Annotated in this window: 16 protein-coding genes; 9 read left to right on the top strand and 7 right to left on the bottom strand. The window is 71.9% G+C overall.

Translation table 11 applies throughout. From position 1 onward, the window contains the following. Nucleotides 1-557 precede the first annotated feature (557 nt). The 4 genes from OG700_RS06400 to msrB all read left to right on the top strand — a co-directional run bounded on the left by OG700_RS06400 (nucleotide 558) and on the right by msrB (nucleotide 3,898). The gene (locus OG700_RS06400; protein WP_405610195.1) at nucleotides 558-1,325 is read left to right on the top strand and encodes a pyrimidine reductase family protein; all 768 of its coding nucleotides are present in this window, start codon (nucleotides 558-560) and stop codon (nucleotides 1,323-1,325) included. Nucleotides 1,326-1,457: 132 nt separating this feature from the next. Further along, nucleotides 1,458-1,994, top strand: coding sequence for an indole-3-glycerol phosphate synthase (locus OG700_RS06395; RefSeq protein ID WP_405610192.1), 537 nt, complete (start codon nucleotides 1,458-1,460; stop codon nucleotides 1,992-1,994). 70 nt (nucleotides 1,995-2,064) lie between these two features. Continuing rightward, the gene (gene murC, locus OG700_RS06390) at nucleotides 2,065-3,465 is read left to right on the top strand and encodes a UDP-N-acetylmuramate--L-alanine ligase (RefSeq protein ID WP_405610189.1); all 1,401 of its coding nucleotides are present in this window, start codon (nucleotides 2,065-2,067) and stop codon (nucleotides 3,463-3,465) included. 19 nt (nucleotides 3,466-3,484) lie between these two features. Then, entirely contained in the window at nucleotides 3,485-3,898 is a 414-nt protein-coding gene (msrB, locus tag OG700_RS06385) for a peptide-methionine (R)-S-oxide reductase MsrB (protein ID WP_405610186.1), read from the top strand. 41 nt (nucleotides 3,899-3,939) lie between these two features. On the opposite strand, the gene OG700_RS06380 is transcribed toward msrB, so the two are convergent. Next, the gene (locus OG700_RS06380; protein ID WP_405610183.1) at nucleotides 3,940-4,413 is read right to left on the bottom strand and encodes a hypothetical protein; all 474 of its coding nucleotides are present in this window, start codon (nucleotides 4,411-4,413) and stop codon (nucleotides 3,940-3,942) included. A 340-nt stretch (nucleotides 4,414-4,753) separates the two neighbouring features. Between OG700_RS06380 and OG700_RS06375 the strand changes: the two genes are divergently transcribed. Beyond that, entirely contained in the window at nucleotides 4,754-6,190 is a 1,437-nt protein-coding gene (locus OG700_RS06375) for a M20/M25/M40 family metallo-hydrolase (RefSeq protein ID WP_405610180.1), read from the top strand. A 116-nt stretch (nucleotides 6,191-6,306) separates the two neighbouring features. On the opposite strand, the gene OG700_RS06370 is transcribed toward OG700_RS06375, so the two are convergent. Then, complete coding sequence (locus OG700_RS06370) at nucleotides 6,307-6,696, bottom strand: VOC family protein (RefSeq protein ID WP_405610177.1); 390 nt, start codon at nucleotides 6,694-6,696, stop codon at nucleotides 6,307-6,309. Between the two features lie 167 nt (nucleotides 6,697-6,863). Between OG700_RS06370 and OG700_RS06365 the strand changes: the two genes are divergently transcribed. Further along, nucleotides 6,864-7,502, top strand: a complete 639-nt coding sequence (locus tag OG700_RS06365) for a nucleoside/nucleotide kinase family protein (protein ID WP_405610174.1) — start codon at nucleotides 6,864-6,866, stop codon at nucleotides 7,500-7,502. 138 nt (nucleotides 7,503-7,640) lie between these two features. Next, nucleotides 7,641-8,612, top strand: a complete 972-nt coding sequence (locus tag OG700_RS06360; protein WP_405610171.1) for a hypothetical protein — start codon at nucleotides 7,641-7,643, stop codon at nucleotides 8,610-8,612. Nucleotides 8,613-8,641: 29 nt separating this feature from the next. Here OG700_RS06360 and OG700_RS06355 read toward each other — a convergent pair whose 3' ends face one another. The 5 genes from OG700_RS06355 to OG700_RS06335 form a co-directional block, all read right to left on the bottom strand. Next, the gene (locus OG700_RS06355; RefSeq protein ID WP_405610168.1) at nucleotides 8,642-9,316 is read right to left on the bottom strand and encodes a hypothetical protein; all 675 of its coding nucleotides are present in this window, start codon (nucleotides 9,314-9,316) and stop codon (nucleotides 8,642-8,644) included. Between the two features lie 139 nt (nucleotides 9,317-9,455). Next, nucleotides 9,456-9,905: a hypothetical protein gene (locus OG700_RS06350; RefSeq protein WP_405610165.1), complete on the bottom strand. Its 450-nt coding sequence runs from the start codon at nucleotides 9,903-9,905 to the stop codon at nucleotides 9,456-9,458. An 89-nt stretch (nucleotides 9,906-9,994) separates the two neighbouring features. After that, nucleotides 9,995-10,981, bottom strand: coding sequence for an aldo/keto reductase (locus OG700_RS06345; RefSeq protein ID WP_405610154.1), 987 nt, complete (start codon nucleotides 10,979-10,981; stop codon nucleotides 9,995-9,997). 105 nt (nucleotides 10,982-11,086) lie between these two features. Then, on the bottom strand, nucleotides 11,087-12,856 hold the full coding sequence (gene treZ / locus OG700_RS06340) for a malto-oligosyltrehalose trehalohydrolase (RefSeq protein ID WP_405610151.1): 1,770 nt from the start codon (nucleotides 12,854-12,856) through the stop codon (nucleotides 11,087-11,089). 129 nt (nucleotides 12,857-12,985) lie between these two features. Then, a complete protein-coding gene (locus tag OG700_RS06335) occupies nucleotides 12,986-13,906 on the bottom strand; it encodes a GNAT family N-acetyltransferase (RefSeq protein ID WP_405610148.1) in 921 nt (306 codons plus the stop codon). A gap of 124 nt (nucleotides 13,907-14,030) precedes the next feature. Between OG700_RS06335 and OG700_RS06330 the strand changes: the two genes are divergently transcribed. Both OG700_RS06330 and OG700_RS06325 read left to right on the top strand, forming a co-directional pair. Then, nucleotides 14,031-14,579 (top strand): DUF1707 and FHA domain-containing protein, encoded by a 549-nt coding sequence (locus tag OG700_RS06330; protein ID WP_405610145.1) that lies wholly within the window; start codon nucleotides 14,031-14,033, stop codon nucleotides 14,577-14,579. Nucleotides 14,580-14,710: 131 nt separating this feature from the next. Beyond that, nucleotides 14,711-16,990: an MMPL family transporter gene (locus tag OG700_RS06325; RefSeq protein WP_405610142.1), complete on the top strand. Its 2,280-nt coding sequence runs from the start codon at nucleotides 14,711-14,713 to the stop codon at nucleotides 16,988-16,990. The last annotated feature ends 321 nt before the right edge of the window (nucleotides 16,991-17,311 follow it).

Here is a 17,311-nt window from a genome sequence, read left to right as displayed (position 1 = left end):
CGGCCGTGTTTGCCTGTGTTTGCCTGTACCTGGCCGGGGTCGGCGGCAGTGATATCGGAGTGGACGTCAACACGTTGCGCGCGCTCGGTAACTCGCAGAAGGTGCAGGGCGTTTATATGGGGCCCTCAAGCCAGAAGTAGGATATTTCGCTCTGCGCCTCGATGGACCTCCAGGGCCGGATGAACCGTGACGCCTTGGTCTCGAAGGAGATGGCTCTCTGCGACATCGACTCCGGTTACGAGTGTCTGAAGGGCGGAGGCGCCGCCCGCTTGGTCATCGCCGACCTCTCCTGAGTCGCCTCGCTCGCCCAGTCCGCCCCCCTTCGTCCCCTCCGTCCCGCGTTTCCCTCGCGTCGCCGGGGGCGGGCGGGCCGTCCGGGGTGGGAACGTCCTGACGCCGCCCGGCCTCCCGGCTTGCCCCGCCGACCCGGCGTCGGGCGATGCGCCGGGCGGCCCGCCGATGCCGCCCCGAGGAACCCCCACGTACGTCAGTTCGGGGCAACGCGGGGCCCGGATATGTGGGCGGCGCCCCGGCGTGCGCCGTGTCAGACTGCCGCCATGCGACGCCTGTTCCCCGTGCCGTCCGAGCCGACGCCAGACCATGAGTGGGCCTTGGACGATCTGGCCGACGCGTACGCCTATCCCGAGCGCGCCGAAGGGCACTGGCTGCGCGCCAACATGGTCTCCACCCTGGACGGCGCCGCCCAGCACGACGGGCGTTCGCAGGCCATCTCGTCCGACGCCGACATGCGGATCTTCGGCACCCTGCGGGGGCTCGCGGATGTCGTCCTGGTCGGTGCTGAAACGGTTCGCCTGGAGGGTTACCGGCCCGCCCGCGCCCGGGACGCCTTCGCCGCGCGCCGTGCCGCCGCCGGGCAGGCGCCCGCGCCGGCCATCGCCGTTGTGAGCGGGAGCCTGAACCTGGACTTCTCGCTTCCGCTTTTCGCCTCGCCCCTCGTCCAGACCCTGATCCTGACCGGCACCGCCGCGCCCCCCGACCGGATCCGCGCCGCCGAGAAGGCGGGCGCGCGGGTGCTCGTCGCCGGGGGCGGGGACGGGCCGGGCGTCGAGCCCGCCCGCGCGGTCGCGGAGCTGGCGGAGCTGGGCCTGGTGCGGCAGCTCACCGAGGGCGGCCCCCGGCTGCTCGGCCAGTTCGTGGCGGCCGGGGTGCTGGACGAACTCTGCCTCACGGTCTCCCCTCTCCTCGCGGTCGGCGACGCCCAGCGCATCGCCGGCGGGCAGCGACTCGCCGACCCCGAACGCTTCGCTTTGGCGGCCGTACTGGAGGAGGCTGGGTTCCTTTTCACCCGCTACCGTCGGAACTGACATTGGGCGGAATTTGCCGTTCCGGTTAGCTTCCGCTGGGCACACTTACTCACGCAGACCCCGTGCGGACACGGGGAAGGATGGTTTCCGCAGCGGGCCTCACCGGCCCCTGAACGACGAAGGGCGCCTGTCGTGTTCACAAGCGTATTGATGATCGAGAAGCCCCTGTCGTCCGAGGACGTCGACTTCGTCACCACGCTCCACGGTGACGAGGACGTCACCTTCGTCGTGCTCATGCAGCCCCGCGGCGACCAGGCGGACGCGCTGCTGCGCGCCATCGACGACCTCGCGTACGGGGAGCTGAGGGAAGCCGGCCGCGAGGGCGACGTCCTGGAGGGCGCCGAGGCCCGTGGCCCCGCCGAGCTGGCCCTGGCGGCGTCGACGGCCGCCCTGCGGGCGGCGGGCCGGGAGGCCACCGGCCTGGTGGTCGAGAAGCACCCGCTGGACCACCTCAAGTCCGTCGTCGAGCAGTCGGCCGCCGACGAGGTCATCGTGCTGACCGAGCCCCACTACGTGGAGGAGTTCTTCCACAGAGACTGGGCCTCGCGCGCACGCCACAAGGTCGGCGTCCCGGTGCTCAAGCTCTTCGCGCACAGCCCGGACAGCGCGGACGGTGCGGACGGCGAGGCCGCGGACGGGCAGGCCAAAGGGACGGGCGGAAGCGAATAGGCTGGGAGGCCACCGCCGACGGCGCACGTGCGCCTTTCGGCACAGCACGCACCACCCTGGGAGAACACGTATGGCACCCGGCATCCCCACCGCCATGGAACGGCCGCACTTCATCGGCATCGGCGGCGCCGGAATGTCGGGTATCGCCAAGATCCTCACCCAGCGCGGCGCCAAGGTCGCGGGCAGCGACTCGAAGGAGTCCGGCACCGCCGAGGCCCTGCGCGCCCTCGGCGCCACGGTCCACATCGGCCACGCGGCGGACCACCTCGCCGACGACGCGTCGTGCGTGGTCGTCTCCAGCGCGATCCGCGCGGACAACCCCGAGCTGGTCCGGGCCGCCGAGCTGTCCGTCCCGGTCGTGCACCGCTCCGACGCGCTCGCCGCCCTGATGGGCGGCGGCCTGCGGCCCATCGCCGTCGCGGGCACGCACGGCAAGACGACGACGACCTCCATGCTGGCCGTCGCCCTCACGGAGCTGGGCCTCGACCCGTCGTACGCCATCGGCGGCGACCTGGAGGGCCCCGGCACCAACGCCCGCCACGGCGACGGGAAGATCTTCGTCGCCGAGGCGGATGAAAGCGACCGCAGCTTCCAGAAGTACGACCCCGAGGTCGCCATCGTTCTCAACGTCGAACTGGACCACCACGCCAACTACGCCTCCATGGACGAGATCTACGAGTCCTTCGAGACGTTCGTCGGCAAGATCGTCCCCGGCGGCACGCTGGTGATCGCCGCCGACCAGCCCGGCGCGGTCGAGCTGACCGCGAAGGTCCGCGACCTGTCCACGATCAAGGTCGTGACGTACGGCGAGGCGGCGGACGCCGACGTACGCGTCCACAAGGTCACCGCACGCGGGCTGACCAGCGAGGTCACCGTCGTCCTCGCCGGCCGTTTCCTGACCTTCACCGTCTCCGTCCCCGGCCGCCACTACGCCCACAACGCCGTGGCCGCCCTCGCGGCGGGCGTCGCGCTCGGCATCCCGGCGCACAACCTCGCCTCCGCGCTCGGCAAGTACACCGGCGTCAAGCGCCGCCTCCAGCTCAAGGGCGAGGCGAACGGCGTGCAGGTCATCGACTCCTACGCGCACCACCCCACCGAGATGACCGCCGACCTGGAGGCGATGCGCGCCGCCGCCGCCCCCGGCTCCCGGCTCCTCGTCGTCTTCCAGCCGCACCTCTTCTCGCGCACGCAGGAGCTGGCTACGGAGATGGGCCAGGCCCTCGCCCTCGCCGACGCGTCCGTGGTCCTGGACATCTATCCGGCCCGCGAGGACCCGATCCCCGGCATCACCAGCGCGCTGATCATCGAGGCGGCGCAGGCGGCCGGCGCGGACGTCAGGGCCGTATCGGACAAGGGCGCGGTACCCGAGGCGGTGGCGGGAATGGCGAAGGCCGGTGATCTCGTTCTCACCATGGGGGCGGGTGACGTCACGGACCTCGGTCCGGAGATCCTGGCCCGCCTGTCCCACTGAGGCCCTGGAGAGGAAAGTCATGGCGTACGACATCGACAAGCCCGACGAGCAGTGGCGCGAGGAGCTGTCCCCGGCCGAGTACGCGGTGCTGCGCGAGGCAGGGACCGAGCCCGCCTTCGTCGGTGAGTACACGGACACCAAGACGACCGGCGTCTACTCCTGTCGCGCGTGCGGCGCGGAGCTGTTCCGCTCCGACACGAAGTTCGAGTCGCACTGCGGCTGGCCGTCGTTCTACGACCCGAAGGACAGCGACGCGGTCGAGCTGATCGAGGACCGCACGATGGGCATGGTCCGCGTCGAGGTCCGCTGCTCGCGCTGCGGGTCGCACCTGGGCCACGTCTTCGAGGGCGAGGGCTACGGGACGCCGACCGACCAGCGCTACTGCGTCAACTCGATCTCCCTGCGACTGACCCCCGACGAGACGAGCGCCTGACGGCCGACGCGGTTTCGGCGGCCACCCGGCACCCGGCGTGATCACTTGCCTTCGGTGGCCGCCCTCGGCGTCTCCGAGCGCAGCAGCGGATGGATCACGCCGGGGAGCACCCGCGCCCGCACGACTTCCTCCGCCGACCCGCCGACCACCACGGTCTCGGCGACGCCCCAGGGCCGCCCGGCCAGGTGCACGGTCAGGGTGTACGAGGAGGAGCAGCCGGTGCACTCGTAGCGGTCGGCCCAGGTCTCGACCTCGGTGGTGCTCCCCGGGTAGCGCTTCACATGGCGGTGCCGCGCGTGGCAGTGACCGCAGGTGTCGCCCGGTTCGCAGGTCCCACCGCACGGGCAGGGCACATCAAAGCTCTCGGCTGGCGACCAACGCTGCACGAGGGCGGCATCGCGGGTGGCGCCCATGTCCTTCATGGCCTTGAGGTTGCGGGCGGCGACGTTGTACGACTCGCCGGTGGCGTTCATCCGGTCACGGATGACGTCCTTGCGTCCTCGGTTGGTCGTCATGGGCTTCCTTCACCAGTTCCTTCGGGTGTCACGCAGCCCGCAGGGAGGTGCACGAGATTGGTACGCCCTACGGTACCTGGCCGCGTGAGGCCGGTACCCCGCCGGCTGGGCAGGTGTCCAGGACCGGTTCCGGTAGGACGGACCGGACCGGACCGGACCCGACCGGACCAGCCCGTCCCCGTCCCGTCAGCAGGTCAGGCTCCGGTCGCCGCGTACGTGTGCTGACTTGGCGTACGGGTTTGCGATCTGGGCCGATCACCCCGCTGAGCGAGCCTCTTGTGCGGGATTGGCCTGTCCATGACGATGAAGCGCCGGATCATCGCTCTGGAAAGGAACTTCCATGCCCGAGCAGCCCGCTGGAACGCCGAGTGGACCGCGCAGCCCGCGTAGAAGGACCGTACTCACCTCGGCCGCCGCGACCGCCGCCGTCGCCGGCGTCCCCCTGATCGCCTCCGCCGGGCAGGCGGTCGCCGCGCCCGGCGGCGGGGCCGCCACCACCCAGGCGCCCGACCGGGAGTTGCGCAAGCTGCTCAAGGAGATCGACGCGGACCGTATCGAGGCGACCGTACGGCGGCTCGCCGCCTTCGGGACCCGGCACACGCTGTCGGTCCAGGACGACCCCGAGCGCGGAATCGGCGCGGCGCGTGACTGGATCCTGGCCGAGATGAAGAAGTACGCGGCGGTGTCCGGCGGCCGGATGACCGCCGAGCTCCAGTCGTACATCCAGGAGCCCGCCTCGCGGATCCCGGTGGCGACGCGGATCACCAACGTCGTTGCCACGCTTCGGGGTTCGGTGGCGCCGGACCGCGTGTACGTCGTCGCCGGGCACTACGACTCGCGCGTCACCGACGTCATGGACGCGACCAGCGACGCGCCCGGCGCCGATGACGACGCGTCAGGTGTCGCGCTCGTGATGGAGCTGGCACGGGTGATGGCGAAGCGGCGTCCGGCGGCGACGATCGTGTTCGCCGCGGTCGCGGGGGAGGAGCAGGGGCTGTACGGATCGCGGTACGCCGCCACGCGGTTCAAGGCGGCGGGCACGGATGTCCAGGGCATGTTCACCAATGACATCATCGGCAGCTCGCGCGCCGACGACGGCACCCGGGACCCGTACACGGTGCGGCTCTTCGCGGAGGGTGTCCCGACGTCCGAGACCCCGGCACAGGCCAACACCCGCCGCTCGGTGGGCGGCGAGAACGACTCGGCGACCCGGCAGCTCGCCCGCTTCGTCAGCGACGTCGGGGACAACGACGCGACGGGCATGAACGTGCGCGTGGTCTACCGGCGCGACCGCTATCTGCGCGGCGGCGACCACATCCCGTTCCTCGAACAGGGCTATCCGGCGGCCCGGTTCACCGAACCCGCCGAGGACTTCGCGCACCAGCACCAGGACGTACGGGTGGAGGACGGCAAGCAGTACGGCGACCTGCCCGAGTTCTGCGACTTCGACTACATCGCCCGTGTGACGCGGGTGAACGGCGCGGTGCTGTGGACCCTGGCGCAGGCACCGGGCACACCGCGCGAGGCCCGGATCGTCACGAGCAACCTCACCAACGACACCGAACTGAAATGGGCGTTGGGCACGGAGCCGGACCTGGCGGGCTACGAGGTGGTGTGGCGCGAGACGACGGAGCCGGAGTGGACGCATGTGATCAAGGTGGGCCTCAAGACCACGCACACGGTGGACCTGTCGAAGGACAACGTGTTCTTCGGCGTACGCGCGGTCAACCGCGACGGGAGGCGTAGCCCGGTGGCCTTCCCGATGCCGGGGAACTGAGGGCGGGCGCCGGACCGACCGGGTCCGCCCGGTGGGCGGTGTGCCCTCAATCGCCGGACGGGCTCGACGGTGCCGGTCCCGTGCCCTCGATCGCCGGGCGGGCTTGGTTTTCGGGGTCAGCCCGTCGCCGGTTGGAGGAGGTCCCAGCGATTGCCGTACAGGTCCTCGAAGACCGCCACCGAGCCGTACCGCTCGTGCCGGGGCTCCTCCAGGAAGCGCACCCCCGCCGCCACCATCCGGGCACGGTCCCGCGCGAAGTCGTCCGTGTGCAGGAAGAAGCCCACCCGGCCGCCCGTCTGCGCGCCGACGCTCGCCCGCTGGGCGTCGTCGGACGCGCGGGCCAGCAGGAGCCCGCCGTCGCCGCCGCCCGGCCGTACGACCACCCAGCGGGCGCCGTCGCCCAGGTCGGTGTCCTCGACCAGCTCGAAGCCGAGGGACTGGGTGTAGAAGCCGATGGCCTCGTCGTAGTCGTGTACGACGAGGGTGACCAGGGCGATGTGTGGCATGCGGGCACGTTATGCGTATGACCGGTGCTGGGCAAGGCGGATGGACCGGGTCCGCCCACCATCAGCCCGTCCGGCGTTCGAGGACAGAGCACGTAGCCCGTCCGGCGTCTGAGGACAGAACCCGGCCGGCCCCGAGAACGCGCCCGTGCGGATGGGACACTGCGCCCATGGACGCGCAGCAGCTCGACGTACTCACCCGTCGCGCCCGGCAGCTCGCCGCCCCCGGTCGGCGCCGGGTTCTCGGTATCGCGGGCGCGCCCGGCGCCGGGAAGTCCACCCTCGCCGCCCAACTCGTCGCGGCGCTCGGCGGGAGCGCCGTGCTCGTTCCGATGGACGGCTTCCATCTCGCCCGGGCCGAGCTGCGCCGGCTGGGCCGCGCCGAGCGCAAGGGCGCGCCCGACACCTTCGACGCCGTCGGGTACGCCGCGCTGCTCGCCCGGCTGCGGGCGCCCGTGCCGGGGGTCGTCGTCTACGCGCCGGCGTTCGACCGGGCGCTTGAGGAGGCCGTGGCGGGCAGCATCCCGGTCGCGCCGGACGTTCCGCTGGTCATCACCGAGGGCAACTACCTGCTGCACGACGGCGGCGACTGGGCGCCGGTCCGCACGTTCATCGACGAGGCGTGGTTCCTGGAGCTGGACCCCGTGGTGCGCGTACGGCGACTGGTGGAGCGGCATGTGCGCTTCGGGAAGGAGCATCCCTACGCGGAGCGCTGGGTCAGGGACTCCGACGAGGCCAACGCGCGACTGGTGGCACGGGGCAGGCACCGCGCGGACCTGGTCGTTCCGGTCGTCGTCGGGCCCGGCTGACCCGCACCGTACGCCCCCCGACCGGACATCGGCCGCCCGTCAGGGCCTACCATCGAACGTTCGACGGACATCGACGATCACGGCGGGGACCAGGGGCCGGGGCGCGTAGCCGAGCGGGATCATGGGGAGGCGGGCGACGTGGGGTTGTTCAGGCGGGGGCCGAGACGAGACGGACGCGAGATGCCTCGCGACCCCGAATTCTCTTTCTTCTCGACCGACGAGGCCGCGCTCTTCCGCAGCCAGGTCCGCGAGGCGTTCGCCGAGCGGGGCCTGGAGGTCACCGTCTACTCGGACATGGTGACCGACAGCGCGGGCCGCCAGTTCGGGCTCGCCAACCTCGCGGCCGTCTGTCACAACGACGACCGGGGCGCCCGTGTCTGGGGCGAACTCGTCCGGCAGCACGCCGGGATGGTGCTGCGGACCATGGACGGTCCCTCGGCCCTCGACACCCTGTCGCCCGCGCAGATCCGCGCCCAGCTCTATCCACGGGTGATCAGCGGCGACAGCCTCGACGCGCAGGCGTTCGCGTACGCGCGTTCCGTGGCCCCCGGACTGTACGAGATCCTTGCCCTCGACCTCCCCGAGAGCGTCATGATGCTCACCGACGAGGCGCTCGAACCGCTGGGCACGCTGCCTGAGTTGCGGGCGCAGGCGCTCGGCAATCTGCGTCAACTGCCTGTCGAGGGGCGGGAGACGGTCAAGGACGCGAAGGGGATGCGGTTCGAGGTCGTCATGGGCGACTCGTTCTACACCGCGAGCCGCGTGCTGGCCCTTGACAGCCTCGTACAGCAGGTCACCGGGCGCCAACTCGGCACGGACGGCGCGCTGGTGGCGTTCCCGTTCCGGCACCAGGTGGCGTTCCATGTCATACGGGACGCGACCGTCATCCCGTCGCTGAACGCGATGGCGTCGTTCGCCGCCTCCGGCTTCGAGGACACGCCGGGTGCGATCAGCCCGTACGTCTACTGGTGGCGCGACGGCACGCTGACCCAGCTCAGCGACAAGGACGAGGGGAACGTCGAGGCGGGCGGGCTGCGCATCGTCGTCGGTGACGACTTCCAGGAACTGCTGGAGCGACTGGTCGCGCCGTCGCGCCCGGACGAGGACTGACCGGCACCCGGCTCCAGGCCCCCGGCACCCTAGAGCGTGCGCAGCCAGGCCGCCCCCCGAGGTGAGAGCGCGTAGCCGGTGTCGAGGCTGAGCGTGAGGCCGAGGGTCTTCAGCTTGCGGACGTCGCGCTTGAGCGTGTCCTTCTCGACGCCGAGGGACCGCGCGAGATCCACGGCCCGCGTGCCCGGACTGCTCTCGATCAGCCGCAGCGTCTCGCGCGTCCACGCGCCCCGCGTGCTGCGCGCGTCGAGCCGGTCCAGCGCCCCGCCGATCCGCGCGACGTCGTCGGACGTGAGGGCGGTGTCGGCGGCGATCGCGTCGCGGGGGTCCGGGCCGCCGTAGGACAGGGTGATCCGGAAGACCGGGTCACCTGCGGTGCCGCGCAGCGCCGCCAGGACGTCCTCGACACCGCTCGCCCCGGCGGCGCGGGCGTCGTCGTCGGTGATCGTCGCCGGATCGATCGGCTCGACGGCGCCGATGACGATCACCCCGGCGACGGAGAGGAACGTACCGCCGGGGGAGACGCGGCTGGTCGCCCAGCGGCGGAACGCGAGCGTGACATCGCCCCGGGCGACTCCTTCGGCGACGGCCCGCGTGAGCATCACGACTCTGCGCCGTTCCGGTCGGTCGTGGTCGTGGCCGTGGCCGTCGGCGGGGTGGTCATCGTCGTACTCCCAGGGGTCGGCGGGCAGGTCGGGACCCATCGTGCCGCACACCGCCCGGAACACCCCCCGAGCCGGCGGAGGCGCTTGGGCTGCCGGCGGCGGGCTTCGGCGGTCGGGGAGAGTGTCCGCATCCGGGCGGGGAGGTCGAGTGCGGGGGAGGCGGACTTGCCTGCCGGCTTCAGGCAAGTCCTCCGCGTTCTTCGCGTTCTTCGCGCCCTTCGCGTGCCGCCGCATCGAGCTCGCCGCGCAGCTCCACCGTACGTTCGGCAAGCCAGTCGAGATACGGCTCAGGTGTGTCCGACGCCGGGGCACCGAACCATAGATCGGCGCTGCTCCGCAGCGTGCGGGCAGCCCACTCGGGCCTGTCGATCACCACACCCTCCACGCAGTTGACGACATCCGAAGCCCACCAGGGGGCGTTCCTGGCCCTGATTCCGAAGACCTCCAGGGCTTCGTCGTCGGGAGTGGTACGCCACAAGTCTTCGCACAGCTCCGCGAAGAACAGGCGAGGGTTCTCCTCCCGCCACTGATGATCTTGTTCGATCTCGCGGAGAATCCGCCGGCCCAGCTCGATGTTCTCACTCATGACGACCCCACCTTTCCTCACCGCGGCGACGCGGATTGTCACCCGCAACTTCGTAGGGGTCGTCCGCTCATCGGCTGTGCCGGAACAGATCCCGTGGCAGTGCGGGTGCGCTCCCGACGCCAGGACGACCCTCAGTCGGTGAAGCGCGCCAGCAGGTTGTACGGATACGGCAGCGGCTTCGCGCTCGCCTCGTCCAGGCGGATCCTCTGACCGTCCGTCAATTCCCAGCCCACCGCGCCCAGATTGTCCGTCAGCTGGTCGTGCGTCCGCGCGCCGATGATCGGGGCCGTGACCCCCGGGCGGTCCAGCAGCCAGCGCAGGGCCACCTGGGAGGGGGTGCGTTGCGCCTCGGTGGCGATCGCCCGGACCGCCTCCACGACCCGCCAGGTCTCCTCGTTGTCCCGGCCCCGCCAGCTCTCGCCGTCGCCGTGCGACTCGCGGCTGCCGGGCGGGACCGACGTCATGCCGCGCTGGTACTTGCCGGTCAGCCAGCCGCCCTGGAGCGGGCTGTACGGGATGACGCCGACGCCCGCCGCCTCGCTCAGCGGCAGCAGCTCCCACTCCACCTCGCGGGCGAGCAGGTTGTAGATCGGCTGGAGGCAGACGTACGGTTCCCAGCCCCGCCGGTCGGCCACGTCCAGCGCCCGCTGGAGCTGACCGGGTGAGACGTTGCTCGCGCCCAGGTAGCGGACCTTCCCCGCCTTCACGAGGGTGTCGAGCGTGCCGAGGGTCTCCTCGATCGGTGTCTTGTAGTCCCAGACATGCGTCTGGTAGAGGTCGATGTAGTCGGTGCCGAGCCGCCGCAGGCTCGCCTCCACCGACGCGATGATGTGCTTACGGCTCAGGCCGGCCTCGTTGGCGCCCTCACCCATGGGGAGGGCCACCTTCGTCGCGATGACGAGCCCGTCGCGGTCGCGCCCCTTCAGCCAGCCGCCGAGAACTTCCTCCGAGACGCCCCGGCCGTACGCGTCCGCCGTGTCCAGGAAGGTGCCGCCGGCCTCCGTGAAGGTGTCGAGGATACGGTGCGCGCCCGGCTCGTCGTCCTTCGTGAAAGTCATCGTGCCGAGGCACAGTTCGCTGACACGGAGCCCTGTCCTGCCGAGATTTCGCTGCTTCATGACCAGGACGCTAGACGTTCGAGCGCGCACCGCCAGGTGGTTTCGCTCACCGCAGATTCCCCTTCGGACGCGGGCGCCCGGTCAGCCGCCCGGTCAGGCACCGGTTCAGCCGCCCGCCAGTACCGCGCACGACTCCGGCGGCAGCCGCAGCACCCCGTCGGGGCCGGGCGGCTCCACCGGCTCCCAGGCCATCAGCACCTGGCCGCCCCGGCCGCCGCCCAGCGGGATCTCGGCCGGCCGCGCGGACAGGTTCAGGGCGATCCGCAGATCGCCGCGCCGGTACGCCAGCCGGCGCGCCCCCTCGTCGTACGCCACCCGCACCGTCGCCAGGTCCGGGTCCGACAGGTCCGGGTGGCTGTGGCGCAGCGCGATCAGGTCGCGGTGCCAGGCCAGCAGCCGGGCGTGCGGCTCGCGGGCGGCCTCCGTCCGGTCCAGGCACGAGCGGTCGCGTGTCGCCGGGTCCTGCGGGTCGGGGATGGACTCCGCCGCCCAGCCGTGCGCCGCGAACTCCCGCCGCCTGCCGTTGCGTACGGCCTCGGCCAGCTCCGGGTCCGGGTGGTCGGTGAAGAACTGCCAGGGTGTCCGGGCGCCCCACTCCTCCCCCATGAAGAGCATCGGCGTGAACGGTCCGGTCAGCACGAGCGTGGCGGCGCAGGCCAGCAGACCGGGGGACAGGGTCGCCGACAGCCGGTCGCCGAGCGCGCGGTTGCCGATCTGGTCGTGGGTCTGGGCGTAGCCGAGGAAGCGGTGCGCGGGGGTCCTGGCGGGGTCGACGGGGCGGCCGTGCGTCCGCCCCCGGAAACTCGAATACGTACCGTCGTGGAAGAAGGCCCGGGTCAGGGTCTTGGCCAGCGCGGCGACCGGCTCGGCCGCGAAGTCGGCGTAGTAGCCCCGCGATTCGCCGGTGAGCGCGGCGTGCAGCGCGTGGTGGAAGTCGTCGTTCCACTGGGCGTGCAGCCCGAGGCCGCCCCGCGGGCGCGGCGTGGTCGTCCGCGGATCGTTCAGATCGGACTCGGCGATCAGGAACAGCGGCCTCGCCAGCTCGGCGGAGAGCCCGTCGACGGCGGTCGACAGCTCTTCGAGGAAGGTGAGGGCGCGCGTGTCGGCGAGGGCGTGCACCGCGTCGAGCCGCAGCCCGTCGAGGCGGTAGTCACGCAGCCAGCCGAGCGCGCTGTGCAGCAGATACGCGCGGACCTCGTCCGAGCCGGGGGCGTCGAGGTTGACGGCGGAGCCCCAGGGGGTGTGGTGCGTGTCGGTGAAGTACGGGCCGAACACCGGCAGGTAGTTGCCGGACGGACCCAGGTGGTTGTGCACGACGTCGAGCACGACACCCAGGCCCAGCCCGTGCGCCGTGTCGACGAAACGCTTCAGCGCCTCGGGGCCGCCGTACGGCTCGTGGACCGCCCACAGCGACACGCCCTCGTACCCCCAGCCGTGTGTCCCCGGGAAGGGGCACACCGGCATCAGCTCGATGTGCGTGATGCCCAGCGCGGCCAGCGGGGTGAGACGGGCCGCCGCGGCGTCCAGGGTGCCCTCGTCGGTGAAGGTGCCGATGTGCAGCTCGTAGAGGACCGAGCCGGGCAGCGGACGGCCGAGCCACGGCGTGGACCACTCGTACGCGTCCTGGTCGACGACCGCGCTCAGCCCGTCGGGTCCGTCCGGCTGGCGGCGGGAGCGGGGATCGGGCAGCGCGGGGCCGTCGTCCAGCGCGAAGCCGTAGCGCGCGCCGTCCGACGCGGGTACGTCGGCGGTCCACCAGCCCTCGCGGAGCGGGTCGCGCGCCATTGCGTGGGCGACGGCGCCGTGGCCGGCCGCGTCTGCCAGCTGGAGCGTGACCCGCTCCCGCGCCAGTGGCGCCCAGACCTCGAACCGCACGGGTGGTCTCCCTCTGTCATCGGCTGTCATCGGCACTCTTCACCCACATGGTGACAAGAGTGCGGGCAGGAGGCCCGGTGATCGCGCCGATTCGCGCGACACGACCGCATCCAGTCAGGTCCGGACAGATCAGGTCGGGTCGGACACCAGATAGATCCGCTCCTGGACCACCGGATAGCCCGCCCGCGCGAAATGCGCGGCCATCGGGACGTTCCCCTGGTCCGTCGCCCCCGCGACGAACGCCGCCCCGTTCTCCGTCAGCACGTGCGTGCACTCGGTCAGCAGGTCGTACGCGTACCCGTGGCCACGTTTCTCCGGTACGACCCCGATGAAGCCGACGCACGGCCCCGACGGGTTGTGCGCGGGTACCTGGATGCCGACGAGCTCGCCGGCCGGGTCGTACGCCAACTGCCACCACTCACGCGGCGACGGGCACCAGCGGAAGAAGTCCAGCTCCTCCTGGGCGGCCCGGTCCAGGCCCGACTCGGCGGTCGTGCGCAGCGCGTGCGCGTCGAGCGTCACCGAGTGGACGCGGCGCAGCACGTCGAAGATCACGTCGTCGTCCGGCTCGGGGCGGAACTCCAGCCGGCCCGGCCGCTCCGGCAGCCCCAGCTCGGGCGTCCACCGGTAGTGGAAGCGCTCCACCAGCGGTTTCATCCCGGCGGCCCGAGCGGCGCCCGTCCGGGACTCGACGGCCTCGCGGACCGCCGGGTCGTCGCGCCAGCCGGCGGGCGCGATCAGCTCGTACTCGACGGCCCACGGCGCGCGGCGCAGCAGTTCGGCGCCCGCCGCGTCCTCGCCCTCAGCGATGTCGAACCAGTTGAGCAGCAGCGGCTCCCGGTCGTCGGGCCCGCCCCACCAGGCGGCGCGGGCCACGACGACGCCGTCGCGCAGCGCGACCCAGCTCCACTCGGGGCGGTAGTCGCCGCCCTCGGCGACGGTGCGGTACTCGACGCCGGTGATCGCGCGGCCGACGAGCCCCGCGTCGGGCAGTGAACGGAACAGCGGAGCTTCGGAATCGCCGAGTTGACGGAAGACGGGGTCGGTCATGTAAGTGAGCCTCCAGGAAGGGGCGCTCACCGTAAACGAGCAGCCCGCGGCCGGTCGAACCAATTTCGTCACCGCGTGAAGACCCTTCTGGACACACCGCGAACTCGGCCCGACAATCAGTCATGTGACGTCCTCGTTCGAGTTCCACACGTATTCCGCTCGGCTCTCCGACGCCGAGCGCGACCGTGTGCTCGCGGTGCTCAGGGAAGGCGCGGCGCAGGGCAAGCTCTCGCACGACACCTTCATACGCCGGATGGATCTGGCGCTGGCCGCGCGCAGGTCCGACGAGCTGGAGGTACTGACGGCCGACCTGGACACGGACGGCCGTTGGTCGCGGCGGCTGTTCGGCGCGGTGGGCCGGGCGTCCGCGTTCTCCGGGCGGCTGCGCAGGGCCTGGCAGGTCGAGCGGGTGCCGAAGCTGCTGCTGCCCGACCCGGGGCCCGTTCCGCTGCGTATCGGACGCGATCCGATGAACGGGCTGCGGCTCAGCGACGACACCGTCTCGCGGCTCCACGCCGAGCTGATGATGTACGGGGGGCGGTGGATCCTGCGGGACCTCGGATCGACCAACGGCACGACGGTCAACGGGCGCCGGGTGACGGGGACCGTCGTGGTGCACGACGGCGACATGGTGAGCTTCGGCGAGTTGAGTTTCCGGCTCGCGGCGCACTGACCGACTCTCCCCAGCCCCGTGGTGGGGGTAACCGCAGGCAGGTTGTGCGGCGAGCACCAGTGACCCGGATACACCCCGGACGCGAACCTGATCATCAACAGCGGATCAGGATTCACCAGGGGGTGCCCGTCATGCCGGGCAGAGAACCGATCACCGTCAAAGTCGCGCGCTGGTGCGCGACGCATCCATGGCACGCGGTCGTCGGATGGGTGGTGTTCCTCGTGCTCTGCGTCGGCGCGGGCGCCGCCGCCGGCACGAACAAGGGGAAGTTCGAGGACTTCTGGGTGGGCGAGGCGGGCCGCGCCGAGGCCATGGCCCAGTACGGCGGCCTCACCCCGGCGCCCCTGGAGGACGTACTCATCACCTCCCGCGAGGGGGTGCTCGACGCGAAGACCGCGAAGACCGCGCGGGCCGCCGCACGCGATGTCGAGGGGCGGATGGAGAAGCTGCCGGCCGTCGTCTCCGTCGCCGACCCGGTCGCCTCCAAGGACGGCTCGTCGCTGCTCGTCACCGTCACCCTGCGCGGTGACAAGGAGACCGCCAAGACCGACGTCGACGCGCTGCTCGCGCAGACCGACGCCGTACGGGACGCGCACCCCGGCCTGACGATCCGGCAGACCGGCAGCGCGTCCATCTCCAACGGCGTCAACGACAAGCAGGGGACCGACCTTCAGCGGACCGAGATGATCAGTCTGCCGATCACCTTCATCATCCTGTTCGTGGTCTTCGGCACCGTCCTGGCGGCCGGAATCCCGCTGCTGCTCTCGATCTCCGCGATCGCCGGGGCCATCGGGCTCTACGGACTGGCGTCCTGGGTCTTCCCCGACGCGGGCGGCGCGGTCATCAGCGTCGTCTTCATGCTGGGCATGGCCGTCGGCGTCGACTACTCGCTGTTCTATCTCAAGCGGGCCAGGGAGGAGCGCGAGCGGTCCGGCGGCACCATCAGCCACGTCGCCGCCGTGGAACTGGCCGCCGCCACCTCCGGGCGCGCGGTCGTCGAATCCGGACTCGCCGTCGTCCTCGCGCTCAGCGGCCTCTACGTCGTGGACGACGTCATCTTCTCGTCCATCGCCACCGGCGCGATCCTGGCGACCCTGGTGGCCGTCGCCGCCTCCCTGACCGTCCTGCCCGCGCTGCTCGCGAAGCTCGGCCCCCGCATGGACGGCCGCAAGGCGCGGCGCGGCGGTGGGGCAGGCAGGGCAGGCACGGCAGGCACGGCAGGCGCGGTCACCGGGCGTCGGCGCGCGGACGGCTCGCGGATGTGGACCGCCGCGCTGCGCCCGGTGATGCGCAGGCCGCTCGTCACGCTGATCGTCGGTGTCGCCGCCACGGCGGCCCTCGCGCTGCCCGCGCTGGGCATGGTCATGGGTACGGAAGGCAAGGAGACCTTCCCGGACAGCGTGCCCTCGGTCGCCGCGTACGACAGCCTCACGCGGGCGTACCCCTCGCGGGGCGTCGCGCATCTCGTCCTGGTCGAGACGGACCGCGCGCACGCCGGCGAAGCCCGCGAAGAACTGCGGCAGTTGGCGGCGCGGACGCAGGGCGATCCGCTCTTCGCCCAGGACGGTGAGCCCCGGCCCGAGGTGTCGAAGGACGGCCGGACCGCACTGCTGCGGCTGCCCGTTCCGTACACGCAGAACTCCGCCGAGGCCAAGCGGTCGCTGGACCGCGTACGCGACGTGCTCGTCCCGGCCACGGTCGGGCGGGTCGACGGCGCGCGGACCGCGGTCTCCGGCGAGATCGCCGGCGGCGTGGACTACGCGGCCCACCAGGAGGGGCGGCTGCCCTGGGTGATCGTGCTCGTCTCGCTCACCACCCTGGTCATCATGTACGTGGCCTTCCGCTCCGTCGTCCTGGCCCTGCTGGGCGTGGCGCTCAACGTGGCCGCCGTGGCGGTCTCCTGGGGCACGCTCGCGCTGGTCTTCCAGGGGACCTGGGCGGAGGGGCTGCTCGGCTTCGACTCCACCGGATTCGTCGGCTCCCGCAACCCGCTGATGATCTTCGCGATCCTGGTGGGGCTCTCGACGGACTACCAGATCTTCGTGGTGAGCCGGATCCGGGAGCGGGTGCGGCGCGGGGTGCCGACGCGGGAGGCGGTGGTCGAAGGCATAGCCGGTTCGGCGAGTGTCGTCACCAGCGCGGCGGTCATCATGGTCTCGGTGTTCCTCAGCTTCCTGTTCATCGACCGCATCGAGATGAAGCAGATCGCCGTGGGGCTGACGGTGGCCGTGCTCTTCGACGCGATCGTGCTGCGGGCGCTGATCCTGCCCTCGGCGATGGCGCTGCTGGGCGACCGGGTGTGGTGGCCGGTCCGCCCGGAGCGGCTGCGCGAGCAGACGGGGGACGCGGCGCCCGGTGCGGCACCGGCCGGGACCGGTGCGCCGTCGGAGGCGGTGCCTGGCGGCCACTGACCGCGCGGGGCGGGGGCTTCACCGCTGGTGCGGTCCCCGCCCCGCCGGCGTCGGGAACGTCTCGCCGAACTCTCGGAGCGCACGTGGGTGCGGTGCGCGAGGGAACCGGTGGTCGACGGCCGTGAGTTCCCGGACTGGGCGTGCGGCACGGCCGGCTTCGTACCCCGCACGGCGGTCCGCACCGAGCAGACGTCGACGGCGGTCCGCATGGCGGCGGCGTTCGTGGCGACGCTGCGAGCGGTTGCGGCTGGGCCGGGGCGGGCGGAGAACCAGCCCGTCCGGCGATTGAGGACACCCACCCAGCCCCTCCGGCGATTGAGG

Source organism: Streptomyces sp. NBC_01508 (assembly GCF_045040315.1).
Classification (GTDB): Bacteria; Actinomycetota; Actinomycetes; order Streptomycetales; family Streptomycetaceae; genus Streptomyces.
Note: the sequence above shows the minus strand (reverse complement) of the source record. Positions and strands in the feature narration are given on the sequence as shown.